At 46.6% G+C, this 25,244-nt stretch carries 20 protein-coding genes; 4 read left to right on the forward strand and 16 right to left on the reverse strand.

Features of this window, described 5'->3' with window-relative positions:
- From AC5YBX_RS10585 to AC5YBX_RS10600, 4 genes are all read right to left on the reverse strand, one after another.
- Window positions 1-570, reverse strand: a complete 570-nt coding sequence (locus tag AC5YBX_RS10585; RefSeq protein WP_494523637.1) for an A24 family peptidase — start codon at window positions 568-570, stop codon at window positions 1-3.
- Window positions 571-662: 92 nt separating this feature from the next.
- On the reverse strand, window positions 663-869 hold the full coding sequence (locus AC5YBX_RS10590) for a Flp family type IVb pilin (protein WP_494523638.1): 207 nt from the start codon (window positions 867-869) through the stop codon (window positions 663-665).
- Complete coding sequence (locus AC5YBX_RS10595) at window positions 866-1,012, reverse strand: hypothetical protein (protein WP_494523639.1); 147 nt, start codon at window positions 1,010-1,012, stop codon at window positions 866-868. Before AC5YBX_RS10595 ends, AC5YBX_RS10590 begins: the two co-directional genes overlap by 4 nt.
- 558 nt (window positions 1,013-1,570) lie before the next feature.
- Window positions 1,571-3,079 (reverse strand): L,D-transpeptidase family protein, encoded by a 1,509-nt coding sequence (locus tag AC5YBX_RS10600; protein ID WP_494523640.1) that lies wholly within the window; start codon window positions 3,077-3,079, stop codon window positions 1,571-1,573.
- A gap of 473 nt (window positions 3,080-3,552) precedes the next feature.
- Here AC5YBX_RS10600 and AC5YBX_RS10605 point away from each other — a divergent pair, with 473 nt between their 5' ends.
- Both AC5YBX_RS10605 and AC5YBX_RS10610 read left to right on the forward strand, forming a co-directional pair.
- Window positions 3,553-3,957, forward strand: a complete 405-nt coding sequence (locus AC5YBX_RS10605; RefSeq protein ID WP_494518880.1) for a hypothetical protein — start codon at window positions 3,553-3,555, stop codon at window positions 3,955-3,957.
- Between the two features lie 46 nt (window positions 3,958-4,003).
- Entirely contained in the window at window positions 4,004-6,172 is a 2,169-nt protein-coding gene (locus AC5YBX_RS10610; RefSeq protein WP_494521552.1) for a sulfatase-like hydrolase/transferase, read from the forward strand.
- Window positions 6,173-6,265: 93 nt separating this feature from the next.
- On the opposite strand, the gene gmhB is transcribed toward AC5YBX_RS10610, so the two are convergent.
- Entirely contained in the window at window positions 6,266-6,826 is a 561-nt protein-coding gene (gene gmhB / locus AC5YBX_RS10615) for a D-glycero-beta-D-manno-heptose 1,7-bisphosphate 7-phosphatase (protein WP_494521551.1), read from the reverse strand.
- Window positions 6,827-7,006: 180 nt separating this feature from the next.
- The gene (locus AC5YBX_RS10620; protein ID WP_494523641.1) at window positions 7,007-7,591 is read right to left on the reverse strand and encodes a uracil-DNA glycosylase family protein; all 585 of its coding nucleotides are present in this window, start codon (window positions 7,589-7,591) and stop codon (window positions 7,007-7,009) included.
- A gap of 839 nt (window positions 7,592-8,430) precedes the next feature.
- On the opposite strand from AC5YBX_RS10620, the gene AC5YBX_RS10625 reads away from it, so the two are divergent.
- Window positions 8,431-9,495 (forward strand): ketoacyl-ACP synthase III, encoded by a 1,065-nt coding sequence (locus AC5YBX_RS10625; protein ID WP_494523642.1) that lies wholly within the window; start codon window positions 8,431-8,433, stop codon window positions 9,493-9,495.
- A gap of 153 nt (window positions 9,496-9,648) precedes the next feature.
- Here the strand turns inward: AC5YBX_RS10625 and AC5YBX_RS10630 are convergent, their stop codons facing one another.
- From AC5YBX_RS10630 to AC5YBX_RS10670, 9 genes are all read right to left on the reverse strand, one after another.
- On the reverse strand, window positions 9,649-10,308 hold the full coding sequence (locus tag AC5YBX_RS10630; RefSeq protein ID WP_494521548.1) for an exonuclease domain-containing protein: 660 nt from the start codon (window positions 10,306-10,308) through the stop codon (window positions 9,649-9,651).
- A 16-nt stretch (window positions 10,309-10,324) separates the two neighbouring features.
- A complete protein-coding gene (locus AC5YBX_RS10635) occupies window positions 10,325-12,172 on the reverse strand; it encodes a DUF294 nucleotidyltransferase-like domain-containing protein (protein WP_494521547.1) in 1,848 nt (615 codons plus the stop codon).
- A gap of 359 nt (window positions 12,173-12,531) precedes the next feature.
- Complete coding sequence (locus AC5YBX_RS10640; RefSeq protein WP_494521546.1) at window positions 12,532-14,250, reverse strand: sodium:solute symporter family protein; 1,719 nt, start codon at window positions 14,248-14,250, stop codon at window positions 12,532-12,534.
- A 12-nt stretch (window positions 14,251-14,262) separates the two neighbouring features.
- Window positions 14,263-14,529, reverse strand: coding sequence for a DUF4212 domain-containing protein (locus tag AC5YBX_RS10645; protein WP_110456929.1), 267 nt, complete (start codon window positions 14,527-14,529; stop codon window positions 14,263-14,265).
- A 364-nt stretch (window positions 14,530-14,893) separates the two neighbouring features.
- Entirely contained in the window at window positions 14,894-15,706 is an 813-nt protein-coding gene (locus tag AC5YBX_RS10650; RefSeq protein ID WP_475514206.1) for a Rossmann-fold NAD(P)-binding domain-containing protein, read from the reverse strand.
- A 67-nt stretch (window positions 15,707-15,773) separates the two neighbouring features.
- Entirely contained in the window at window positions 15,774-16,268 is a 495-nt protein-coding gene (locus tag AC5YBX_RS10655; protein WP_475514207.1) for a DUF2919 domain-containing protein, read from the reverse strand.
- 150 nt (window positions 16,269-16,418) lie between these two features.
- A complete protein-coding gene (gene ligA, locus AC5YBX_RS10660; RefSeq protein WP_475514208.1) occupies window positions 16,419-18,428 on the reverse strand; it encodes an NAD-dependent DNA ligase LigA in 2,010 nt (669 codons plus the stop codon).
- A gap of 69 nt (window positions 18,429-18,497) precedes the next feature.
- Complete coding sequence (gene zipA / locus AC5YBX_RS10665; protein WP_494521503.1) at window positions 18,498-19,520, reverse strand: cell division protein ZipA; 1,023 nt, start codon at window positions 19,518-19,520, stop codon at window positions 18,498-18,500.
- Between the two features lie 22 nt (window positions 19,521-19,542).
- Complete coding sequence (locus tag AC5YBX_RS10670; RefSeq protein WP_494523643.1) at window positions 19,543-22,947, reverse strand: chromosome segregation protein SMC; 3,405 nt, start codon at window positions 22,945-22,947, stop codon at window positions 19,543-19,545.
- Between the two features lie 185 nt (window positions 22,948-23,132).
- Here AC5YBX_RS10670 and cysZ point away from each other — a divergent pair, with 185 nt between their 5' ends.
- Window positions 23,133-23,906: a sulfate transporter CysZ gene (gene cysZ, locus AC5YBX_RS10675; RefSeq protein WP_494521501.1), complete on the forward strand. Its 774-nt coding sequence runs from the start codon at window positions 23,133-23,135 to the stop codon at window positions 23,904-23,906.
- A gap of 95 nt (window positions 23,907-24,001) precedes the next feature.
- On the opposite strand, the gene AC5YBX_RS10680 is transcribed toward cysZ, so the two are convergent.
- Window positions 24,002-25,180 (reverse strand): RDD family protein, encoded by a 1,179-nt coding sequence (locus AC5YBX_RS10680; RefSeq protein WP_494523644.1) that lies wholly within the window; start codon window positions 25,178-25,180, stop codon window positions 24,002-24,004.
- Window positions 25,181-25,244: the final 64 nt, after the last annotated feature.

Consider the following 25,244-nt stretch of genomic DNA (forward strand, 5'->3'; position numbering starts at 1 on the left):
TTACGCCCCCGCTAAAGAATGGCTTAACTGCAAATAAATACTGGGTAAATCATAGTTGATGCTGCAAGCCACCAGCCAGCCAATGGCCAATGCGGGAGCATAGGGCACTTTTTGTCCCGCTGCTTCGCCAGACTCAGGTTTGAAATAGGTTTTGCAGTAAATGCAGTCCCAATAACGCTTAAGCGTGTTGACTACACCACTAAAACCGGTGCGCCACACCACAAGTATCAAGCTGGTGACACTGCCTGCTGCAACGCCATATAACAGGCTCCAGGCTAATAATTCTGGCCCCATTAAGGCGCCAATCCCCATCATTAACTTAATGTCGCCAGCGCCGAGAACCCGAATCACAAATACCGGAAACAAGATGATAAATGCCAGGGCAAAACCAAAGCTAGCTAACAGCAAGCCACTAAGCTGCGCATAATATCCGTTGATGACAAAACCACAGAAAATCGCTGCCAGTGACAAGGCATTAGGAATGCGTTGCGATCTTAAGTCGGTAGCGATGGCGATGATAAAAAACAGCGCTGCCAACGTAATTTGAAGCACTAACTGGGCATCTGTCATCGAGATAGGATCTCTTTAAATAGGCACAAAATAAGTATTATGAAAGCCTAGCTTGTAGGGCAAACTAGGCAATCCATACTAAGTTAGTTATCTTAAGAGCCTGCAGCTGTCGTACAATCGGCACTCGCGCCCTCAACTGCACCCGCTAAACAGTTAATTTTACTCGTTGCGTTATCACCTAATAGGTTAAACGCAGCAATCATACCGCCGACCACCAAGCCACCGGCGATGGCATACTCCACTGCCGTTAAGCCACTTTCATCTTCAATAAAATCTTTCAATATGTTAGTAAGGTTCATAATTTTCTCCTAACGACTAACGACCTAAAGGGCATACTGTCGAGATACTGAGTGCCGAGATACTGAGTGATATCATGACGCGATACGTAAACTTGCTTATGCTCATCTAGCTCACTTTCATAACTCACTTTCTGCTTCACCATCTCGTTTTCCTTGTATTCAACGGTGCCATTATTTGTTGTCGAGCATTGGTTACTATTGCCAATCGTTGATAATGGCAGGTACAAGCCCTAACGCTCGCGACCTAGCCTGCTGTGCAGCAATTGGAGGTAAAATCGCACCATTTCACATTGCTGTTACATTTAAAGGTAGCAAAGTTTTTACAATACACAGCTTAAAAATAAAAAATAAATAATTACCGCAAGGCTATTGCGCTTTATGGCAACATTATATTTCCAATACAATGAGTTTAGGCAAGACGCTTAATAGCAAGTAGTAGCAAGAATGTTGTCGTAAAAGGAAGCATAAGGCTTGATGTTGCATTGTTATGTGACAGCTTTATTGGGCGACAGTAAGGCACCTCCAAGACAGCGAAAATGACTAGGCTAATGCTATAACGCAATACACAGCTAACGACTTCAGCGCCGTTATCCTTTAGCCGTTATTAACCTAGATTAACCGAGTCATAAGAAATACATCATAGGCGATGCTTGAGCGGGCTATAAGTGACGAGCTATAAGTGAAAAGCTAGGAGTGACGGGCTAGCGCCTAATCGCTAGGCTGTCCTCTATTCGCCTTAAGGGGGGGTTTAACTGGTAAATATCGGGGCGAAACTGCACCACTCCATTCGTATCTATCCAAGTGGTTAAATAGGTCATTAATACGGGCAACGGTTCTGCTAACTTAATATAACGCGGCGATGGTTGTGTTAACGCATCTTTAATAACCGCGGGCAACTGCTTAATATGCTGATTTAATAGATAGTTAACTAAGGCATCAGCTTGTTCCAAACGCACACAACCATGGCTCAAGGCGCGGTCTTGATGGGTAAACAGCGACTTAATCGGGGTGTCATGCAGATAAATCGCTTCATTATTTGGAATAGAAAATCGATAGCGCCCCAATGAATTATTAGCGCCGGGTTGCTGCACGAGTTGATACTCGCTCAGTAGAGCGGCAACTTGCTTAGACGATTGGTTTGCCAATGGTATCACTGAAGAATGACCTTGACTGACTTTACGCAGCTCAAACCCATGGGCAGCCAGATACCCTGGCGAGCGGCCATTTTTAGGCAATAACTCTCCATAAACAATACTTCTGGGCGGGGTCCAGGTCGGGTTCAATGTCACTAGCGTAAGTGTGGTCACCATTTGTGGCGTCGGCGTGGCGGGTTTGCCGACAATCACTCGCATATTCAATACGCTGGTGTCATTTTCCATGATCTGTAATTGGTAGGCCGGAATATTGACCCACAGGTAGCGTTGCGGCAGTTGCGTGGGTAACGCAAACCAGCGAAATAAGGCTTGGCGCAGGTGCAAAATTCGCTGCGATGGTGATATATGTAAGGCTTGCAGCGTCGCGTTATCGAGTTCTCCGCTTTGAGTTAATCCGTGCCTTAGTTGAAAATGCTTGATGGCGCTAACGAGGACAGGATCATAAATCGCATCACGATAATTGTTAGGCGCCTTAGCTGGTAAGTCACCTAATTGAGTCAGCATCCAGCGCAATTTGGCTATTTCGGGCGATCTTTGTCCAAAACGGTATGACATGGGCGAAATTGATGGCCATACATATCGTTCAAGTTGTTGATAGTGCCTAATTTGCTCGCGTAACAATTGCACCTGTTTATGTTCGGGTAACATGCTATCGAGCAGGTTATGTAACCGCTGAGCTTGTGCGGCGCGGCGTAATTGTTCCACACTCAACAGCGCTGCATTGCCCTGTCCTAGCCTTATGGTTTGGATCATATCGATAAATAGTTGTGAATAGCGGTCATCTACCGCATTAGAAGCTGGAGTATAAGCGCCAGCCAATGGCTCGTTTGTTGGCTGCCAAAAGCCTAGGTCTTGCGCGAGTGAGAGCATATCGAGCGTAATTGGCTTCGGGCCTTGCTCATTGAGCCAAATAAACGCCGGCTCATGTTTCACTGGCTGATTAAGCTGCGCTGTCTGTAAGACTGGTTCAGCCGTCACCAACGCTGGCAGGCCGATGAGGTAGAGCAAAACACAGGTAAATGCGAGTAATCGTTCGCTGAGTAAATAAGGTTTCATGTTGTCGATATCATCCATTTATCTGAGTTCATATATACCTAGCACCCACCTAACAACATTGAGTACTGCTGCCAGTCACGATTAGAGTTCAAAGTATAAAATCGAATCATAGAGGCGTTTATCACGGTCAAAGTTTAATAATAAGCCACCTTAATGAAATGATGCCAAGGTCCACTTAAGTGTAGTCATTAGCTCAGGTTTAGCTCATACATCACTTTTAAACAAGATGATTAGGGACTATTGTTTGTTGTATGACCTTTTTTAGATAAGTGAATAGGATAAAGCCGCTAGTTTTGTCAAGCTTACGTATGCTAAACAGCGCGACTGACATCAGAGATTAATGAGTCATCTATACTTGAAATATCAGATTAATCACAGCGACATAAATGCAGTGCCGTAGCGATTGCCTATATGCAGCTATTACCTATGTTACCTATGTTACCTATGTAAAGAGTGCAGGATAATTATTAAGCATGAACAATATAAAATTAACTCAGCCGCAGCGACTGCAAGTGATATTAATCGTGCTAATAAGCCTATTATTACTGACCATTATCTACCCAGCCTGGAGAGGGGTAAAAACGCATCTAGCCTTAAAGTCCGACACTGAATCGGGTAAGACATTAGCAGAGCGTTATCTATTACTGGGTGATTGGCCATCGGGTAATGAAGATACTTTATTGGCTAATTTCGATGACTTTCAAGTCAATATGGCCACTCAGATAAACGAGTCAACTGTAGATAGGCTTGACACTGACAGCGCGACCCCACCAACGAGTCGCAAGATTGCGCGCGCAGCATCGAACTCGACACAGGACCTAAAGCTAAATACACAGCAGCCTATCGATGGCGCTATTGAACTCGACAAACTAAAGTAAAAGCCGAGGTATTTAAACCCTCATAGCAAGATATGATTGAGAGACTATGCCTAATACAATAAAACATAACATTACCCCAGCAAGCACTGTCACACTTGCGCGCACCTTTTTCAGAACGTTTGCCTTGCTGGTGTTGTTTATTGTTATTGCGATTAACTATAAACAGCTAATCCAGTATTACTCTGTCTTTTCAATTGCCAATGCTATGACTCATATCGAAGATGAGCACTTAGTGAGTAGTGGTTTGGTGTTAGACCTGATCTATTTTGCGCTAATGGTCTTGGTACTGCATATAGGTTGGGCTTTGGTGATCACCCTTTCCTGCCGCCCATGGTTTGCTACCTGCTCTAATGATAATGTCAAAACACAAATTTGGTTGGTGCTGTTACTAGTGCACTGCATTTTTGTGCTGTCAGCAAATGCCTATTTTTATCCGACATCGTTACTGGGTTTTTTTCGTGGCACGCCGCTGGCAAGCGGTATAGCAGTAGCGACTTTAGCGCTATTACTGTTAGCGAATCTTGTTTATGCTTTGATGGACACCATCGCTAGTAAGAAAAGAGGACTAAGCATTCTATTCACCATTAGCCTATTGGTGTTTAGCTTGGTGCCTGTTTATCTTTTTAGCAGCAACACAAGCACACCGACGCTCCCCAAGAGTCACGATCAGCCTAATATTTTTATTATCGGTATTGATGGTTTACGTCCAGATCACCTTGCTTATCGCGGCGCCGATAGATCGCTTGCACCAACACTGAATCAGTTATTGTCGCAATCATTGATTTATAATCAAACCTATACGCCGCAAGGTCGTACTTATGTAGCGTGGATGGGGATTTTATCAGGCTTATACCCCATTAATAACGGCGCTAGGTTTAACCTTGCACCGCCAGAATTCGTCGAAAAACCGTTTCCCATATTAAAGCAGCTTTCTGCCAGTGGCTATCAGACCACCTATGCCATCGATGAGCGCCGCTTCAATCAAATCGATGCTAGTTATGGCTTCGATCGCGTTGTTGGCCCCAAAGTAGGGGCTGCCGATGCAGTTATCTCGAATGTAGCTGATCTCCCCTTGGTTAACTTAATGATTAATGCTCCGCTATCGCGCAAGTTATTTCCCTATCTCTATATCAATCGCGCCTATGGGAAAACTTACGATCCTTTGCTGTTTAATCATGAGGTTCTTCAGAGTTTGTCGGTCGATAAACCTAATTTTTTAGCGGTACATTTTTGTCAATTACATTGGCCTTTCACCTCAAAGGATTTTATCGAGCTGGATAAATCACGTTGGGATGGTAATTACAATCACTATATGTACAGCGAAATGATTAAAAAAGTTGATGTACAGATTGCCGACTTTATCGGCAAATTGCGCCAAGGCGGCCTACTAGACAACGCTGTGGTCTACCTGTTATCGGATCACGGTGAAGGCTTTTTATTGAGTCAAGATAAGCTCGTTGCCGCTGATAGTTTGGTACAAACAGACCCTGCTATTGTTCCAACAGCACTCAATGTCGCCGCATGGGGACATGGCACAAACATTCTATCTCAGGAACAATCGCAGGTGGTGCTCGCTTCATTAAGGTATCGAGATGGTAAACCGATAAACCCTGCTGGCAAAGTAGAGGGTTTATTTTCATTGATTGACCTAGCACCAACAATAATGTCAGAACTCACCCATACCGCCTCTAGAGCATCGATAGATGAAGACATGATATTCGATGGCGAAGAACTGCCACAGGAGCTGAGCTTTAGTAATAACAGACATATATTTGTCGAATCGTCACTGCCAGTGCGTTCAATTAATACCAGCTTTATCGATAATAAAAAGGTGATGTCAGAAACCGCATCCCATTACGAGATAAGGGATGATGGACGAGCGGTAATGAAACCTGAGTCCTATTACAATAATATCCAATTAAAGCAACGCTCAGTGTATGCCGAGCACTGGCAACTGGTTATGCTGCCTAAAGATGAACGGCTTATCTTAGTGGATACGGCAAACAAGCGCTGGCATAACCTCAGCGATTATTCGGGGAATGCGCCTTGGGAAACGATGCTCGATTCATTATGCTTGCACTATCAAGCAGATTTTATTGGTACACCACGCAGCGCATGCAGCCCTTCATTTAAGCTACAGCTAAGCAAAAACAGGGCTGTCAACACTGATCACGCACAGTATGTCAAGGGACAAGATGTTCCATTATCGCGCTAACCACCACATAATCTTTAGGCGGCAGTCAACGCTATTGTTCACGATTAAGCTAAATAATGCGTGGCAGAGTTCACTTTGGAATGAGCGTCTCCGTTAACCCGCTGCCAAAGTACGTAGGTACTTAGGCACATCGGCGATTGAATCGAGAACCACGGTCGCAGCGGCAATGGCCTCATCAGTCACCTCTTTACCGGTACGAACTAGGATACGTGTTGGGACACCGGCTGCTTCAGCTGCTAACATATCATCACGCTTGTCGCCAACCATGACCGATGTTGACAGGTCGATCGCTAAAAACTGCGCCGCACTATTGAGCATTCCCGGCTTGGGTTTACGGCAGTCACAATCGATTTTGTATTCACCAATGCCTTTATCACTATGATGCGGACAGTAATAGATGCCATCTAACTCAACGCCTTTATCGGCAAAGTTCCAATCCATCCATTCGGTTAAACGGTGAAATTGCTCTTCGCTATAGCGTCCACGGGCGATGCCTGACTGATTGGTGACTACAGCCAGTTTATAGCCCATCTGCTTTAATTCGGCACACGCCTCGAATACACCGTCAATATATTCAAAATCATCCACTTGATGTACATAACCATGGTCAATATTGATGACACCATCTCTATCTAGGAACACAGCAGGATTCACAGGAAATACCCCAAATCAGAACAACACAATTTAATGGACACTATTATCACACCACAATCACTAAAATGCACCGCTCTATCTCTATAATGAATACAAAATGAATAAAATTATCTTATTGACTAGGGTTTTAAACTCATGTTCCACAGTGAAAGTTATCTTGTTGGTAAACCTGAGTTCAAATTAGTCAGCAATAATTTCAGCAACCCGCTGTTTTAGCGAAGGTAAGACTTCAATTTCAAACCATGGATTGGCCTTTAACCAGCGGTTATTGAGCGGGCTAGGATGAGGCAACGGCAATACTTCATCTTGATCGGTACAGCTATTTCTGACTCGCTGAGTCAAGGTTAAGGCAACACTGCCTTTAGGCGTTGGGCAATGGTAGGCTTGGGCATATTGACCAATCACTAGGGTCAGCTTAACCTCTGTCAGCTGACTTAATAGTTTATGTCGCCACATTACGGCGCATTCTGGCCTAGGCGGCAGATCGCCACTTTTGCCTTTGCCAGGATAACAAAACGCCATAGGTAAAATGGCAAACAACTGCTGATCATAAAACTGCTCACGACTAACACCCAACCACTGACGTAAGCGCTCACCACTGGCATCATGAAAAGGCACACCGGTCTCATTTGCCGCCCTGCCGGGCGCTTGTCCTGCGATCAAAATTTTAGCCTGCGCCGCCGCCTGAATGATCGGCCGAGCATCCAACGGTAAATACGCTCGGCACAACTGGCACTGCGCTACCTCATTGACTAACCGACTCAACGTCGAGCCTTGATCTGCTAAAAGCTGCCGCTTTGAATTGATGATAATGATGTCGCTGGAAATGATGTACCTGCCTTATTTTGCTATTGATCCACGGGTTTGCCGTGAGCTTATCTAAACCATAACGATAAATTCAAACACTACCGTTAACCTAATGCGCCATTATAGGCCAATCATACACACATCACCTCGGCTTACACTGGCTTACAAGCGTCATTTTATGTACAGCGAAACCACAGTTTCCCTTTATTTATAGCGTTATAAACGGTAATCTTATCCGGCTCAGCGACTATCATGCATATACATTACGACAAGTATGAGCCGAGCTGGCCTTATGTGTTCACAAAGTATACAAACTAAGTGTAGTGAGAACCTTAAGAGAGAACATGCAGTCAGGAGATATCGCAGTAAGCGGAATCTGTCTGTAAAACTGCGTTGGATCAAGCAAGCAATATACACCGTATCTCTGGTGGCAGGAGTGAACTCAATAGCCAGTTTCATACCTGTTTCTATCAAGCCGATAATCGCCCGGACGCTTGATTTTATTATGATGTAAACACCAATCTCGACCGCAATATTCATTTACAGTTGTTATTGACAGGCACTAGCACTAAAGCTGCCCCATAGCATCCTACTCGTGCTGTGCCGCTAGAGATGTAGAAAATCCGTTTCTGTACTTAGGGAACACACATTAGATGCAGCAGATACATTTAAGCATCTGCTTGCACAACAAGTCGACTAGATCACGGTTGATTTATCAACTTATTGCTAGGCTTATTTAGATTAGTTCGATAAGGCAGAGCTGTGCTTCTGCCTTTATTATTTTGAGAGAATATAAGATGCAGTACGCCACCATTACAGGTTGGGGAAAATGTGTTCCCCCCGCCACGCTTACAAACCATGATCTTGCGACTTTTATCGATACGTCAGATGAATGGATTAAGCCTCGCACTGGCATAAGCCAACGACACATTAGCCATGTCAACACATCGGAATTGGCATCGGTTGCCGCCCAGCGTGCATTGGCTGCAGCCGGGCTTGAAGGCAGTGATATCGATTTAATTATCTTAGCTACCGCGAGTCCAGATACCTTAATTCCTAATATTGCATCAACGGTACAAGCCAATATTGGCGCAAGCTGTGGCGCTTTTGATATCAACGCCGCCTGCAGTGGTTTTCTCTATGGACTTGGTCTGGCCAGCTCACAAATTAAGAGTGGTCAATCTAAGCGAGTACTGGTGATTGGCGCCGAACGTCTCTCTTATTATCTTGATTGGTCACGCCGTGATACCGCGGTATTGTTTGGCGATGGCGCTGGCGCCGTGGTAGTGGAAGCGAGCGACCAAGCCGGTGGTATTTTAGGCTATGAACTGAATAACGATCCTGCAGCGCGCGACATCCTTAAAACTAGTTTTGGCACCGCCATGGATCGCTTTAGCGCATCGTCATTGGACTTCTATATCGAATTCAATGGCCAAGAAATTTTTAAGCGTGCCATCGCTGGCATGGGCAAACTCAGTACCCAAGTGCTTGAAAAATGTGGCGTAGATAAAGATGATATCGACTGGGTCATTCCGCACCAAGCCAATGAGCGCATTATTGACACCCTAATCAGCCGCATGAAGATCCCTAAAGAAAAAGCCGTGGTCAACATTGCCAATTACGGTAACACCTCTGCGGCAACCATTCCGATTGCTATCTGCGACGCACTGGAAAAAGGGATGATTAAACCGAATCAAACCATTTTATCTTGTGCCTTTGGCGCTGGCCTAACCTCGGCAGCCGTGTTGTTTAAATGGGGCGATCGTATCACCCCAATTAACCCATCTGATGCTGAACTGCCGCCTTGTGATAAAACCGGCATCGAACTGGTCGCCAAAGCCGTTAAGCATTTCTGTGGTTAATCGCCATACAATCTAGGGCGCACACGCCTTGATAAAGATAAAACGTCGGCATTGACCGACGTTTTTTATTAAAGCGCTTTTATAACCCACGCCCAATACTGACCGCATTTAGCAAAATGTAATTACAGCGCTCATCGGTAACCAAGAATGCCGCTAAAACAGCTCACTCACTTTAAGCCTGTGACCGCCCATGGCCGCAACCTGAGCTAATAATAATTCACCACAGGCAATCGCATCGATTAACGCATTGTGGGCCGCATAAACGGGTAACCCATAACGGGCTCGACTAGCGCCCAAGCGCAAGGCCCCCTTTTGTAATACCTCATGCTGACGCAGCAAGCGCTTTTTTTCCAGCGCCAAGGTATCAACTGCCATCAGCTTAATGTGTTCATCAAAAGCTTGAGCAAGCCCGACCTGTAAGAAGGCTAAATCCAAGGGCGAGTGATGCGCCACTAATACCTTGCCTTGAGTCGCATCTAAAAACCACTGCATCGCCGTTTTTATCGGCACGGCTTGCTGCAAATGCATATCTAATATTCCGTGAATGGTAGCGCTTTGACCGACACTGCCCTCAATTTGCACCAGTTTATGTTGTGCCTGTTGCAGTAAAATCCGCCCCTGCTGAATCGGGACGACACCAATACTCAAGATTTGATCGCAAGCAGGGTTCAGCCCAGTCATTTCCAAATCGATGGCCACTAGACTCACTTGATCGATAGTTTTGCCTAAATTATCCAATAATACCTGCTGATAGGCCTTAAACTGTGGATGCTTGGTTGTTGCCGTGCGCCAACATAAACGACTTTTAAGCATGGACTGATGCAGCACCTTAAAAACTCCGCATAAACTTAAGCTTCAAACCTGCCTGCGCATCATGCACCACTTTAAAGGCATCACGCAGTTGATGGCGCACCAGTGATGACAAGTTTTGGGGCATCAAATAGTTGCTAAGCTGCTGATTATGGGTAAATTGATAACCCTGGTTTGATAAGCGAATATGTGCGATAAACTCATGAGCATCGGCAAGGTTAAGCGCATCTTTACGATTAATAATGTTTTGCTCCATCAATAAGCGGATGCGCTTGGCAGTATTAACCTCTTTAATCCCCGCTGAGAGCGCATAAACACGGGCAATATCGTTAATTAAGACGCTGCCTTTATGCTTTAAATCGATTCCTTTAACCTCTTGACCATCACGCTCTAAGACAAATTTTTTAAAAAAACCCAGCGGCGGAGAGACTTGTAGCGAGTTACCCGCCATCCCAGCTAAAAAAATGTCATTGTCTTTAGTCGATGCCAGCACCTGCGATTGCAGACTGTCAAATAAACTCTGTGGCCCATAAACACAGCGCATATCAAAAAAGATGCTGGCATGCATTAACGCCTTAGGCTCTGGGCTATCGACCCAATGATGAAACTTATTTTGCCACTGCTTTAAACTCATTTGCCATTGAGGGTTTTGCGCCATGATGTCACCAGGGCAATAGATATAACCACAGCTATCTAGGCCGGCACATACCGCTTTGGTGAGTGCATCAAAATACCCCTTGGCCTGTTCATCCATATCATGGGCTAACAATAAACCGTTATCTTGATCTGAACACGCCACCTGATCTTGCCGCCCCTGAGAGCCAAAGGCCAACCAGCAAAAAGGCATAGGCGCTTGGCCCAAGATCTGCTGATTAAGTAAGATCAGTCGCCGAGTAAGGGCATCGGTTACCGACGTGAGTACGCGACCAATCTCTTCGGCTCTGGCATCAGCGCTGATGAGGTTTTGCAACAACAGCGGGATCTGTTTACTGACAGCGATGAGACTATCCAAACTGTTTTGTCGCTCAATTTCACCAATCAACAATAAAGGCTGCGAGCTTTGTCCGCGTAAAATATCTGTGCTACTGACCACGCCCACGGGTAACTCGTTATCCACTATCGGTAAATGATGAATATTATGCTGACTCATCAGTAACATCGCCTCAAACACTAAGGCACTTGAGGATAAGGTTATGGGATGGCTGGTCATGGCTTGATGCACAGGCAATTGGCCATCATGCCCCAGCGCTAAAACCCGATTACGTAAATCTCTGTCGGTTAAAATACCGGCCAGTTTATGATTGTCGATAACTAACAAGGACGACACCCGCGAATCGCGCATTAAGCAGGCCGCTTGGGTCACGCTGGCGTTGATATCGAGTGTCAGTGGCTGTTTAGACATCAAACTACTCACCCGACTGGTGGAGCCTAATTCTTTAGCCTTGAAACGGCTTTGGTGACGTAAACGTTTAGCAAAGGCGCGATTAAAAAAGCGATCAAATTCACGGCTTTCACTGCGTAGTTGATTAAAAGTATCGGGGTCGAGATGATAGACTAGACCATCTTCAAGAATTTGAATTTTATTGCTTATTTTCTCGCCAGACAGTAAAGAGGGAAAACCAAAAAAGTCGCCATCACCTAACCTATCAATTAAGTCACCGTCATCACCGTGCACCTCAAATGCGCCACTGCGGACGATATACAACTGCGGATGGCTTTCATCTAACGGCACATAGGTTGAGGCTTTACTGTAGTAGCCTATGGTCAACGTACGGCAACAGCGCGCTAAAGTGCTGGCAGACAAAGTGTCAAATGGCGGAAGCTGGCGCAAAAAATCGGTGATGGGTTGTAACTCACTGGCATCCATAATCGACCTCATCAAGTAATGTGAGGATCGATTGATCCTCTAACTCGTTATCATAATAAAATGAAGCAGTGAGCGAATGATAGATGTAAGGCACACCGGCTTATTATCATGACTGGATGGATATAAATACAGTATGTGCTTGACTCGCTCAACATAAAACCACCGCTAAATATCACTATAACCTTGAGTCATCACATCTTGCTATACGACTTATGGCCAGCCAAATCGATACATTTATCCATGTTTATTCCCAATGACACCGTAGCTAATCGATTAATGCCTCCACACATCATGCTACGCAACCAGAGTCATAAAAAAGGAGCGCTCAGCGCTCCTTCTTAACTTAAGATCATGATTGATTAATGATCATGCGCCTCGCCAGACCCTTTAGGGAAGCGAATCGACTCAACCATATCCACCACATCTTGGGGTACGGCTGTCGTCACTCTGCTGACAATAAAGGCCACGGTAAAGTTTACTATCATACCAAGCATACCAATCCCTTCTGGCGAAATACCCAATAACCAATGCTCAGGATTATTATCTGCAGGATTGATAAACTTAAAGTTAATAATATACGCAGCACTAAACAGCAAACCGGTTACCATACCTGCGACCGCACCTTCTTTGTTCATGGTGCGAGAGAAGATCCCCATGATGATCGCAGGGAACAAGGATGATGCTGCTAAACCAAAGGCTATCGCGACCACCGCAGCCACGAAACCGGGTGGATTAATACCAAAGTAGCCAGCCATAACGATGCCTAAACCAGCCGCTACACGGGCATACATAAGTTCTTTTTTATCAGAGATATCAGGCATCAAGTTTTTCTTCAGTAGATCATGTGAAACCGACGTTGAAATCACCAATAGCAAACCAGCTGTTGTCGACAGCGCTGCAGCCATGCCTCCCGCAGCCACCAATGCAATAACCCAAGCAGGCAAATTAGCAATTTCAGGCGTTGCGAGTACCATGATATCGCGGTCAATCGTCATTTCATTGGCCTCACCATTGGCATAATAAAGCTTTCCATCGGCATTTTTATCATCCCAACTAATCAAACCGGTTTTTTCCCAATTTTTAATCCAGTCAGGCGCAGTTTCATAAGCAACACCGCTAGCATCTGGACCATTAATGGTCTCAATCATATTTACACGAGAGAACGCTGACAAAGCAGGCACCGTGGTATACATAATGGCGATGAACACCAATGCCCAACCAGCCGACACTCGAGCATCTTTCACCTTTGGTACCGTGAAGAAGCGAACAATCACGTGTGGTAAACCTGCCGTCCCAAACATCAAGGCTCCAGTGATAAAGAACACATCAATCATGCTCTTAGAGCCCTCTGTATACTGGGAGAAACCCAGTTCCGCCGAGAGGCCATCGAGTTTCTCAAGCAAAAAGACCCCAGTCCCATTGCCCGCGGCATCAATCAGTTCGGCCCCAAAGCCAATTTGCGGCAAAATATGTCCCGTCATCATGATAGAGATAAAGATAGCAGGCACCATAAAAGCGAAAATCAATACGCAATATTGTGCAACCTGTGTATAAGTGATCCCCTTCATGCCACCGAGCACGGCATAGAAAAACACCACGCCCATACCGATATACACTCCAGTTTCAATCTCAACCTCGAGGAAACGTGAGAACACTACTCCTACACCACGCATTTGTCCTGCAATATAAGTAAAACAGATAAAGATGGCACAGATCACCGCCACCGTGCGCGCTGTCTGAGAATAATAACGGTCGCCAATAAAGTCAGGTACGGTAAACTTACCAAACTTACGCAGATAAGGTGCCATACATAGCGCCAGTAATACGTAGCCACCGGTCCAGCCCATCAGGTAGACAGAGCCGTCATAACCAACAAAAGAGACGATACCAGCAAGCGAAATAAATGACGCTGCAGACATCCAATCAGCCGCTGTTGCCATACCGTTCATAATAGGATGGACACCACCGCCAGCGACATAAAATTCTTTAGTCGAACCAGCACGAGACCAAATCGCAATACCAATGTAAAGCGCGAAGGTTGCGCCAACAATCAGATAAGTTAATGTTTGTATATCCATATTCGTTACTCCTTAATCTTCATGAACACCGTATTTTTTATCTAGCGTGTTGGCTTTCGCCACGTAGACAAAAATAAGCGCAACGAATACATAGATAGCCCCTTGCTGAGCAAACCAGAAGCCCAACTTAAAGCCCATAAAATGGATTTCATTAAGTACATCGACCAGTAAAATGCCACAGCCAAATGAAACAGCAGCCCATATTGCCAGCAGTCCAAGTACCAAGCGTAAATTCTCACGCCAGTATCCTTCTGCCTTTTCGTTATTTTCAAAAGCCATTACGACTCCCCTGTGCTAATTATGATTAAATCAAAATTTAATCTAGCAAGCATCTGCGCAACAACAATCACGACCTTAGTCTAACGCCAGCGTAAACCTTTTAGCGGGCTCTAAATTAACAATTTAAAAACAATCAGATACAGGTTTACGTAAGCGTAACGCAAGCAAAATATGAAACGGCAACATTAGACTAATGTCGAACAGAAATGTGACTAATTCGTTAATTACTAGCGCGCCGGGTGACTTGAGAAATGGTTACACTTGTATGGATAAAATGAAGCAGTAAACTCTGACCTTGGCAAAACGGGCAATGTTGGCTAACAATAACTTGGTGAGTACACCAAGTTATTGTTAAATTGAAGGGCTAACAAAAGTTAAGCGTATTAAATAGATCCTGATGGCAATATTGATAACCCAGCTGCTGACAAATGAGCGAGCCGTCGACCACTTTATCCTCGGCCTTATCTCCCGATGAGGCAAACTCTGGCTCAGCTAAACCGAGCATTGCCGCCGCGCGCTGATAGAATGCAACCTTATTAGGATGATCGGGGGAGCAGATATTATAAGCTGGCGCCAGTGGGCCTTGATGGGTAAGTAAGGCCATCACGCCGCCGACACAATCATCAAGGTGAGTCATGTTGACCGATAACATTGCCCCAGTTAAGCCCGTTTTACCGACTAGAAAACGCCCCGGATGACGTTTAGGCCCCATCAATCCGGCAAATCGAACAACAACCGCCCCTGTAAACATGGCTTCAGCCTGCAGCAGGATCTCACTGGTATCGTTATATGCTTTGGCGTCAGCTTCATGTTGCACCTTGCCATTAGCAGGATACACGCCTGTGGTGCTAATAAAGATAATGCGCTGATAGGCATGGTCGCCCATCAGCGTCAGTAGACGTTCAAGTCGCGCAAGATAACCAGTGTCGCCACGGCGAAGCCCTGGGGGGATATTAATGACTATCGCATCGGCGTGAAGTTTAGCTAACTGCCCACCATCAACAGGCTGCTGCGCGTCAAGATCTAATGCAAACCCATCAATGCCTTGCTCTTTTAATGCTAATGCTTGAGCTGCATCCCGTTTAGAGCCACGCACAGACAGACCTTTTTCCACCAACGCTTGGGCTAAGGGTAAGCCAAACCAACCACAACCGACAACGGCAACTGAATGAATCATAAAGTATCTTTATTAAAAATAATGGTAACCATAAAATACCTTAAATCCTCAAGCCAGCAAAGTCAGTTCACTTCCCGCTATCGATATGGGCCACGTTAGCGTCAGCTCGCCAGTCATTAAGGTAATAACGCAGATGTTTGGAACTGGCGATATACAACAGACTCCAAAACAAAAAGAGCGCGTCCAGACCAAAGTGCCATGTGTACAAAAAGTGATTATGTATTAAGCGTTGTAGTAACAAGCCACCATCAATCATCAATAGCAACACCAACAACCACTTCAATTGATTGAATAAAGGACGAGCCCAGCAAGGAGCGCGTTTACGCTCGGCTATCACCAATGCATACAGTATTAATGCCCCGGCACCGGCGGCTAATGCCAACAGAAAATCAGACTTTTGCGGATAGATCAACGCCACCAAGGCCGCCCTGTCACTGGCTTGGGTCAGCGAGGCGATAAACACACACCAACCTCGAGCGATAAACGCCAAGATCAGGTAAAGCATGATAGGCGGTTTAAAGTGCCCATTGTCATCAATCCAGTTGATGTGACCAAAATTCAAACGTGCATCTCCGTAATGAGCCAACCCTTAGCGGCATTGCAAGAAGTGTGATACTGGCAGTGACAGCGCTAACGCATAAGCGGTAGACAATAATAAGCTGACAGATACCCGATAATATTATCTGCCAGCCGAGTGACTTAGATGTTTGGGCTACCCATTGAGTAAGGCTAATAACTCATCTTCACCGATCACCTTCACCCCTAACTCCTGCGCCTTAATTAGCTTTGAACCAGCGGCTTCTCCAGCTACTAAGCAGTCGGTATTTTTCGACACACTGCCTGCCACTTTGGCGCCAAGAGCCTGTAATTGCGCCTTGGCATCGTTACGATTAAGCAGATTTAAGGTGCCAGTTAACACCCAAGTTTGCCCTTTTAGTGGTTGTTCATCGGCGGCGACCTCTTCGATTGCAGGCCAAGTCACGCCCGCCTCTAGCAGTCGCTCGACCACTTCAAGGTTATGGGGCTGGGCAAAAAAGTGCACCAGATGCTGCGCCACAATCACTCCGACATCATCGACCTTCATAAAGGTCTCGGCATCAGCCTGAATCAACTTATCGAGGGTTTTAAAATAATGGGCCAAATTAGCTGCGGTGGCCTCACCTACCTCGCGGATCCCTAATGAATAGAGAAAACGGGCAAAGGTAGTTTGTTTCGCCGCTTCAATGGCTGCGACTAACTTGGTGGCTGACTTAAGCCCCATGCGATCTAGCATGGTCAATGATGATGCGCTCAGCTTAAATAGGTCCGCAGGGCTTTCGATAAGCTCTTTATCGATCATCTGCTCGACCACTTTATCGCCCATGCCATCGATGTTTAATGCCTTGCGTGAGGCAAAGTGCTTAATCGCCTCTTTACGCTGCGCTTCACAAAACAGGCCGCCACTGCAACGGGCCACAGCTTCACCTTCGATACGCTCCACATCACTGCCACACACAGGGCAAGCCATAGGAAAAACAATGTCTTGTGCATCATCGGGACGCTTATCACTTACTACAGCCACAATTTGCGGGATCACATCGCCAGCACGGCGAATAATGACACTGTCGCCAATTTTCACCCCAAGACGTGCGATCTCGTCGGCATTATGCAAGGTGGCGTTCGACACCGTCACCCCACCCACAAACACAGGTTTTAACCGCGCTACCGGGGTCACTGCGCCAGTGCGCCCGACCTGAAAGTCAACCCCTTCGAGTACCGTTAACTCCTCTTGGGCGGGGAATTTATAGGCGGTTGCCCAGCGCGGCGCTTTGGCCACAAAGCCAAGCTGCTTTTGCTGCGCGATATCGTTGACCTTAAGCACTACCCCATCAATTTCATAAGCTAAGTCGGCTCGGCGCGCCATAATATCTTGATAATAGGCAAAAATAGCAGGGATATCCTTGCACACTTTCACTTCGGCGCTTACGGGCAGCCCCCAAGCTTTAAGCTGCATTAACTGCTCATAATGATTGTCTGCCAAGGGCCAAGATTCAGGTTCGACGACTCCGAGCGCATAGGCATAAAAGGCTAATGCGCGGCTGGCGGTAATTTTACTGTCGAGTTGACGCAAGCTGCCAGCTGCAGCGTTACGCGGATTAACAAACAGCTTTTCACCCTTTTGGCGCGCCTTATTATTGACCGCTTCAAACGCGGCTTTAGGCATAAATACTTCGCCGCGTACCTCTAACAATGGCGGAAAATCATCACCACGCAGGCGCAATGGTATCGATTTAATGGTGCGCACATTTTCGGTAATGTCTTCGCCCACGGTGCCATCGCCGCGGGTGGCGGCGCGTTCATATAGCCCATTGCGATATAAAATACTGACCGCCAAACCATCGAGTTTGGGCTCACAGCAAAATGCGGGCGCCGTGATGGTTTTATCGCTCACACGTTTATAAAAAGCATTAAATTCGGTATCACTAAACACATTGTCTAGGCTAAGCATCGGCTTTAAATGTGTCACTTGGTCAAACTTTGCTAGCGCGGCACCGCCTACACGTTGGGTCGGTGAATCCATTAAGGCAAACTCAGGGTATTGCGCTTCTAAACTCTGTAAGCGGCGCATAAGGCGGTCATATTCGGCATCGGGAATAGACGGCGCGTCGTCGACATAATAACGGTAATTGTGAAGATTAAGTTCGGCGGTGAGTTGTTGAATTTCGTCTTGTATGGCTTGCATGGTTTCTCGTCCAGATTAAGCAATAGAGGCCGCATCTGCGGCCTCTATTTTCAATATATATGCTTCAATTTACGCTTGGGCACGGATGCGTTGTAGGTATGACTGTTTAGTTTGCTCACTCCATAAGCTGCGGCCACCGTCGAGTACCTTGCCGCCTAAATCATCGGCCAATTGGTGCGCCGAATTCAGCATAATTGAAAAGTTCATCAGTGGGTCGCCATAACAAGGTAGTGTCATAAATAACACGATACCTTGAGTGGTAAACTGCTCCATTTCATCGGGGTTAAACACACCAGGCTTAACCATATTAGCCAACGAAAATAATACCTTACCTGTTCCAGCGTTATCCTCATGGCGATGGAAAATATCCATGTCGCCAAATTTAAAGTTGAGGGTTAATAAGCTCGGCAGTAACTCGGCACCCTGTAACGTTTCGCCTTCGTTGGCCACAACATGCAGTACCAGCACATCTTGTGGTTCGCCCAGTGGCTCATCCTTAATCTCAGCTTGCGCCGATGACGCTGCTAGCGGTTCTGTAGGCTCGGCAACTTGCGGTGTTTCATCGAGCGGTTGAACATCATCAAAAAATGAACTTTGAGCCGGTGTTTGCCCTAAACCTAACTCCATTTGTTCTACTGTCTCTGGACTGTGTTGCTCGTTGCTACCGATACTTGGTTCAATTTTGTGGCCTACATCTTTATGGCCTGCATCGCGTCCAGCCGTGACGGGTTCTTGGCGAGGGCGAGTCACTTTGGCGTGGGGCTCGTCAGACAAGGTAAAGTCAGCTTCACTGTCACGACTTGAGGTCTCCGTTGGCGCATCAACACTGTGAACACCCGGGTTTATCGCCGCAGCATCACCCATAGCACGCGCAGGTACTTCTTCAGGGCTCAGTTTTCGTACACGCACGGCGCCAATACCGTCGGCGTCAAAGCCTTCGCGATCACGATTTTTATCTGTGTACATTTCCGCCATGGTTCCAGACTTTAATGACTTAGGCTGCTGCCGTCTAATGGACCAAAAACCATGCACAAGTACCGCGATAATGGCTATCGCTCCTAACACGGACAATACCAGTTGCAAATTTTCCATTGATTACCCTGTTTTCCCAAAATTATCCTGCGTCGGCTAACGCCACCGCTTCATCAATATCGACGGCAACTATGCGTGATACCCCTGGTTCATGCATAGTGACACCTATTAATTGATCCGCCAATTCCATGGTGATCTTATTGTGACTAATATAAACAAATTGTACGCTTTGAGACATCTCTTTAACTAAACGACAGAATCTGTCGACATTAGCGTCATCGAGTGGCGCATCGACCTCATCCAACATACAAAAAGGCGCCGGATTGAGCCTAAAAATTGCAAATACCAATGATAAAGCGGTTAGCGCTTTTTCTCCACCAGAAAGCAGGTGAATTGTACTATTCTTTTTGCCTGGTGGACGCGCCATAATGGTCACTCCGGTTTCAAGCAAATCGTCATCGGTCAATGCTAGCTGCGCACTGCCACCACCAAACACCTTAGGAAACAATAACCCTAAATCTTGATTAACCTTATCAAATGTCTCTTTAAAGCGGGTTTTGGTTTCTTTATCAATCTTGCGGATCGCTTCTTCTAAACTGTTAAGCGCCTTATTTAAGTCGGCATCTTGGCTGTCTAAATAGTGTTTACGCTCACTTTGTTGCTCATACTCTTCAATTGCAGCCAAGTTGATGGCGCCTAACTGAGTAATACGGACTCGAACCTGCTCTAAGGCTTTTTGACGCTGTCCGACAGTGGTTGCTGCATCGAGTGTGGCTTTAACCGCCTCGAGATTAATCTCATGTTCTGTCAGCAAGGCCCGTTGGCTATCGGCCTGTCCCTTTATGCCTTCGCGTCGTAACTTTAGCGTGCTGATAGCCTGAGTCAAGTGTTCGATATTACCAAATAGTTGTTTTTGCTTAGTTACTATCTCATCGATCTGAGTTTGTAATTGCGCTTGCTGCGCACGTAATGCGGTCAATGCTTGCTGCTTAGCTTGTTGTATTTCCAGCTCTGCGTTCAGTTGCTGCTGCATCTGCTGCACGCTGTGATCGCTTATTGCTTGGTCGCTCCCACCAAGTTGCTGGCTTAGGGCGGCCGATGCAGCTGACAGTTCACCGATCTGTTGTTGCAGCTGTTGTATTTGTTGTTGATTGAGCGCTAGATCAGTTTGCAATGTTTGCAGCGCGGTTTGGCTCTGACTGCACTGGCGAGCGCAGTCGGCGCGCTGCTGCTTTAATCGTTTAAGTTGGGCGCTACTTTCTTGCTGCGCCCGAGCACGCAGTTCGCTTTGCTTAATCAGGTCGCTAGCACGGGACTCATCGAAGCTTAAGCGCTCACTTAAGCCTAGGCAGCGCTGCTCATCGGCCGCTAAAGTCAGTTCTAGTTCACTGAGCTGCATCTCAAGCTGACTATGCTGCTCACGGGCATGGGCTATGCGCTGCTCAGCAGCATCAATTTGGCTATGTAATCGCTCAAGACTCAATTGCATTTGCTGCATTTGAACCGCGCCATCCTTGCAACGAGTGCGGCAGGTTAGCAGTTCGCTAGCACACAGCTGCGACTGCTGGCGAAAGGTGTTTAAGGTCGCTTCGCTGCTTGAAATACTGGCCGTTAATGCCTCTTTTTCCATTTTAAGCTGAATTAAAGCACTGCCCTGTTCGCTTTTTTGCAATATAAACCCATGACCGATTAGGTAGCCATCGGCTGTCACGATACGTTCATGTTGCTCGATACTGGGCAGCAAGGCTTGTGCGCTACTTAAATCGTTCGCCCAGCGCAAGTGCGCCAACCAAGGGGTCAAGTTAACGGCGGCGCTAACACCCACCCAGTCATGGGATTCAGTGGTGACAAACCCATGACCAGATGCGGCGTCCACTTTTTGGGTCAGCACCCCTTCGAGCGCCAAGTCGATGGCCACTTCCCATCCGGGAGTCACGTTAAGGGTTTGCCATAGGGCACTGCCATCATGGGTATCTTCACTGGGCAGTAAACGATTGACGACATTGAAACGACCTCGCTCCTCGGCTAAGGACTCTGAGAGCGCATCTATCTGCTGCGTGAGACGTTTATCTTGTTGTTCTAGCTCATTTAATTGGCTATTTAACTGCTGATTACTCTGGTTAAGCCGTTTAGATTGCGCTTGTAAATCATCGCGCTGAGCTTGTAATTGCTGCAGCTGGATCTTGGCGTTATCTTGATTGAGTTTGGCAAGCTGAGTGACTAAAGCCGCTTTTTGAGTTCTCTTTTGTGCCAAGTTACTTTGACTGTGGCTCAGTTCCGTTTGCGCCACTTTATAGGCTAACTGGTGCTGATTTTGCGCTTGTGTGGCGAGCACTTGTGCCTCGCTATCTTGCTCAAATGCTTGTTCGGCTTCGACGAGCTGCTCATCAAACACCTCAAGTTGCATCGACAACTGTTGGTATGCATCGATTGCTGCTTGGTGATGTTGGCTTAGTTGCTCGCGGCGATCATCTAACTCACTCAACTGACCCTGAGTTTGCATCAGCTTAGCTTGGGTATCTTCAACCCGTTGATGCAAGTGGGCATCTTGCTGCTGACGATGTTTTAGAGATTGTTCGAGTTTGGCGATATGGGTGCCGGTTAGATAAAAATCTTCTACCTGACGATGCTCTTGTTGATCGAGTTCATCGAGTTGCACCTTAAGCTGAGTATGCTCACTTTGCAGGGCCTCTTTCGCGGCGTCGAGCTCACTTTTTTTCAGCTCTTGACTAACAATGTCACTGCTGAGCTTATCAAACTGGGCTTGCAACTCAACAAAACGACAGACGCTCAGCTCTGCATCTTGGGTACGCTCGGTCTGTTTTAGGGCACGATATTGTTTAGCCGCTTGGGCTTGCTCGGCCAATTTATCAATTTGACGACCTAGCTCTTGGCGAATATCACCTAAGCGCTCTAGGTTTTCACGGGTATGGCGTATGCGATTTTCGGTTTCACGACGGCGCTCTTTGTAACGCGAGATCCCCGCCGCCTCTTCAATAAACACTCTAAGCTCTTGCGGCTTAGATTCGATAAGCCGCGAGATAGTCCCCTGCTCAATAATGGCGTAGCTGCGCGGCCCAAGCCCGGTGCCCATAAACAGGTCGGTAATGTCTTTACGACGACACTTTTGCCCGTTGAGAAAATACGCCGAATCACCATCACGGCTAACTTGGCGTTTAACCGCGACCTCTTGATAACTGGCGTACTGCCCAGCTAAGCGCCCCTGTTGATTGTCAAACAGTAACTCAACGCTGGCGACGGAAACGGGCCTACGGGCCGAGGAGCCATTAAAAATAACATCGGCCATCGAGTCGCCGCGCAGATGTTTGGCCGAGCTCTCACCTAACACCCAACGCACCGCGTCAATGACATTGGATTTACCGCAGCCGTTGGGGCCGATAATAGCACTTAGCGGTTGGTTAAAAGGGATTTTAGTAACATCGACAAACGACTTAAATCCAGCAAGTTTTATCTGTTTGAGTCTCATTGAGCCAGCGGGTCGTCTTTATTGATGGAGCCTGAAAAACTCCGGCGAATATTGGCTGCCACTTTAGCAAAGCACGGCGCATTTTGTAACGTTTTTTATCGCTTAGCGGCTCATTTCGCTCTTGTTTTTCGCGCTTTGCTGACACACAATCGTGGCTAATTCAGTTAACGGTGGTATTTAGCACAATGAATCAACAAACCCGCTCAACGCCCAAGAGTGGCGTCAACTATTTTATCGATGGTTTTCGGCTCATAAAGCAGCCTGGATTAAGACGTTTTGTCTTTATCCCGCTGACCATCAACTTGCTATTATTTTCGGCGGTGATCTATGTTGCCATTGGGCAACTGGAGCAGATGTTTACTTGGGTCACCAGCCAATTACCCGACTATTTAACGTGGCTTAACTTCTTACTCTGGCCACTGGCGGTACTCACCCTACTGGTGGTGCTCTCTTTTGTGTTTAGTTCGGTGATGAACTGGCTCGCCGCCCCTTTTAATGGGTTATTGGCCGAAAAAGTCGAGCAGTACTTAACGGGTAAAGACCTGAATACCGGCACCACGGTTGATCTCATCAAAGACTTGCCCCGCATCATGGGCCGAGAATGGATTAAGTTGAAATATTATTTACCGCGGGCATTGGTGTTTTTAATTTTGTTTTGGGTGCCATTTATTGGCCAAACCGCCGCCCCCATTCTGTGGTTTATGTTTAGTGCGTGGATGATGGCGATTCAATATTGTGATTATCCGTTTGATAACCACAAGGTGCCGTTTGAGGATATGAAATTTGCCCTCAATCAAACTAAGGGCAGCAGTTTCAGCTTTGGGGCATCGGTCACCTTGTTTTCAATGATCCCCATTGTTAACTTTATCGTGATGCCAGTGGCCATCTGCGGCGCGACCTCTATGTGGGTCGACAAATATCGGGCTGCCTATAAAAATAACCTTATCGCCCCCGAGTAACCGCCCGCCTTTTACCTGACGCATAAAGGGCGCTGCTACAACGCGGCGCCCTTTGCCATTAAGCCCTATACCATAGATTAAAGCTGATTTAGCGATTAAGTAGACTCAGCCACAGCACTAACCATGGTAGTCTCGGGGGGATTTAGCCTTTTTTTAGATAGATCGATCACCACAGTTGCCGATATTTTATCTTGGATCGCCTGGCGATTGGCATCCCAAAAAATTTGTATAAACCCTAACAGCCCTGTGGCAAATCCCGCGCCATAACCGCCATATCGCCCAAAGGCATCCCAGAGTGAAATGCCAGTGCCATCGAGCTGGATCACCCGAATATTGAGCAACTTTTTGCCCAAGGTTTGGCCATCGAACCAGGCAGTGAACACAGTGAAATAAAACGCGGCCCAGCCAAAACCTAAACCTAAATCGTTAAGCAGCCCCTTAGCCCACGCCAGCAGACTGTAAGGCGCGCGGTCAGTGCTATCGGACTCGCTACGGTTGGTGTCAGTAGGCAAAGCGATGCTGCCGGTATCATCTATAATGGGCTCGCCTTTATCGCCACTGCTCTGCGTAAAGCTAGGTTCTGGTGTGGCTGATATTGATGATGTTGTTGCCTCGGCAGCACCTTTAACAATGGCAGGTGTAGCGCTATCACTGGCAATCTCAATATTCGAGGCAAACATCTCTGTGACCATATGGGATAAATCAGCCTTGTCCGCTGGCGGCAACTCTAGCTCAGAGAGGATATCCAATAACATCTGCTGCTTGTCGGCCTCGCTAAGGCTTGTCGTGGCGAGCTTACTACTCAATTGAGCTAACTGCTTATCGGCACAAAGTCGGCTTTCACACAGGGTTAAGCTTAAGATGTCGGGCAATAATTTAAGTGATGCCAGCCCAACCTTGTCAGTACTCACATCTGTGCTATCTTGCTGCTGGACATCGCTATTTGCATCTTGTTTAAATTCAATCAGGTTATCACTGGTCACCCAAATGGTCATCAGCAGCATGGCGGCATATAACAGCCATTTCAGGGCGCGCCCTAGCTGATGGCTTTTGCGCTCGATCAATAAGGTTAATCCCACCAGCAAGATAAATACTGCCCCGGCCTGTTCGGCTAATACTGTGATTAATAGTCCATCAATAATCATTGCCAATCCCCGTTTTAATGGAGATGCCAAAGGCGTATACAGCACACTAGGGGCAATAGTAAATGCCAGCGGCGTGACAATGGTTTTTGGATCTTTGTCTCGATTTTTAAGGGCTCTATCAGGGTTCACACATCCGCTCCATGGGATAAATTAAGTTATCTATAGTGAACAAAAAATAGCTAAGATCAATGAT

This window comes from Shewanella sp. 492 (genome assembly GCF_059338445.1).

Bases quoted from the DNA above. Each gene is read 5' to 3' on its own strand.
- AC5YBX_RS10585 (WP_494523637.1), bottom strand. From the start codon at position 570: ATGACAGATGCCCAGTTAGTGCTTCAAATTACGTTGGCAGCGCTGTTT.
- AC5YBX_RS10645 (WP_110456929.1), bottom strand. From the start codon at position 14,529: ATGGCTTTTGAAAATAACGAAAAGGCAGAAGGATACTGGCGTGAGAAT.
- AC5YBX_RS10625 (WP_494523642.1), top strand. From the start codon at position 8,431: ATGCAGTACGCCACCATTACAGGTTGGGGAAAATGTGTTCCCCCCGCC.
- AC5YBX_RS10670 (WP_494523643.1), bottom strand. From the start codon at position 22,947: ATGAGACTCAAACAGATAAAACTTGCTGGATTTAAGTCGTTTGTCGAT.
- AC5YBX_RS10650 (WP_475514206.1), bottom strand. From the start codon at position 15,706: ATGATTCATTCAGTTGCCGTTGTCGGTTGTGGTTGGTTTGGCTTACCC.
- ligA (WP_475514208.1), bottom strand. From the start codon at position 18,428: ATGCAAGCCATACAAGACGAAATTCAACAACTCACCGCCGAACTTAAT.
- AC5YBX_RS10610 (WP_494521552.1), top strand. From the start codon at position 4,004: ATGCCTAATACAATAAAACATAACATTACCCCAGCAAGCACTGTCACA.
- AC5YBX_RS10595 (WP_494523639.1), bottom strand. From the start codon at position 1,012: ATGGTGAAGCAGAAAGTGAGTTATGAAAGTGAGCTAGATGAGCATAAG.
- zipA (WP_494521503.1), bottom strand. From the start codon at position 19,520: ATGGAAAATTTGCAACTGGTATTGTCCGTGTTAGGAGCGATAGCCATT.
- AC5YBX_RS10605 (WP_494518880.1), top strand. From the start codon at position 3,553: ATGAACAATATAAAATTAACTCAGCCGCAGCGACTGCAAGTGATATTA.
- AC5YBX_RS10635 (WP_494521547.1), bottom strand. From the start codon at position 12,172: ATGGATGCCAGTGAGTTACAACCCATCACCGATTTTTTGCGCCAGCTT.
- cysZ (WP_494521501.1), top strand. From the start codon at position 23,133: ATGAATCAACAAACCCGCTCAACGCCCAAGAGTGGCGTCAACTATTTT.
- AC5YBX_RS10630 (WP_494521548.1), bottom strand. From the start codon at position 10,308: ATGCTTAAAAGTCGTTTATGTTGGCGCACGGCAACAACCAAGCATCCA.
- AC5YBX_RS10600 (WP_494523640.1), bottom strand. From the start codon at position 3,079: ATGAAACCTTATTTACTCAGCGAACGATTACTCGCATTTACCTGTGTT.
- AC5YBX_RS10590 (WP_494523638.1), bottom strand. From the start codon at position 869: ATGAACCTTACTAACATATTGAAAGATTTTATTGAAGATGAAAGTGGC.
- AC5YBX_RS10640 (WP_494521546.1), bottom strand. From the start codon at position 14,250: ATGGATATACAAACATTAACTTATCTGATTGTTGGCGCAACCTTCGCG.